This is a genomic window from Denitraticella aggregata (genome assembly GCF_048158365.1).
Lineage (GTDB): Bacteria > Pseudomonadota > Gammaproteobacteria > Burkholderiales > Rhodocyclaceae > Azoarcus_F.
In genome coordinates, this window is record NZ_JBLLNL010000048.1 from 1 (window position 1) to 548 (window position 548).

Below are 548 nucleotides of genomic sequence, written 5' to 3' on the forward strand. Positions count from 1 at the left end.
ACTAAGTTAAGCGACACTTGCACGGTATCGGCCGCGATGGGGTAGTTCAAACATTTGATGGCGAGGGGCTGTTAAAAGCGCGAAAGGTTTGGGTCGTCGTTTTAAACATCGTGGCTCTCGTCGCCCTGGTCGGGCGGTGACCTGACGAGCGCCGATGGCCTCGCGGAGCAAGTCGAGCAAGCGCCGCCGTTCGCTGGCGTCGGTAGCACCTCGATGGAGCTGCGGTTCCCACTGCCGCAAGGCTTGGATGCTGGCTTTGAAACTGATTCGGCGGGGCGGGTTTTCGACGGCGTTGGCAGCGTCGACGATCAGCCGACGCACAGCGTTATAGGCAATGAAATGCATCAGCACTTCTTTCCTCACCAAGGCGGGGGTTCGGCATCGCAGCACATCCATACCCATGGTCGTCTTGATATCTCGGAAGAACAGCTCCACATCCCAGCGCTGGCGGTAGAGATCGGCTAGTTCAGCCGCGCCATAGCGGGTCGAATCCGTCAGGGTGGTAACAAGGTAGTAGCTTTTTGACCGCATCCCGGGAGCGTTGATGG

Annotated in this window: 1 protein-coding gene; it reads right to left on the minus strand. The window is 58.8% G+C overall.

Going from position 1 to position 548, the window contains the following annotated elements:
• Positions 1–6: 6 nt before the first annotated feature.
• On the minus strand, positions 7–548 hold a 542-nt coding region (locus tag ACKVEX_RS16595; protein ID WP_473216849.1), incomplete at its 5' end, for a transposase.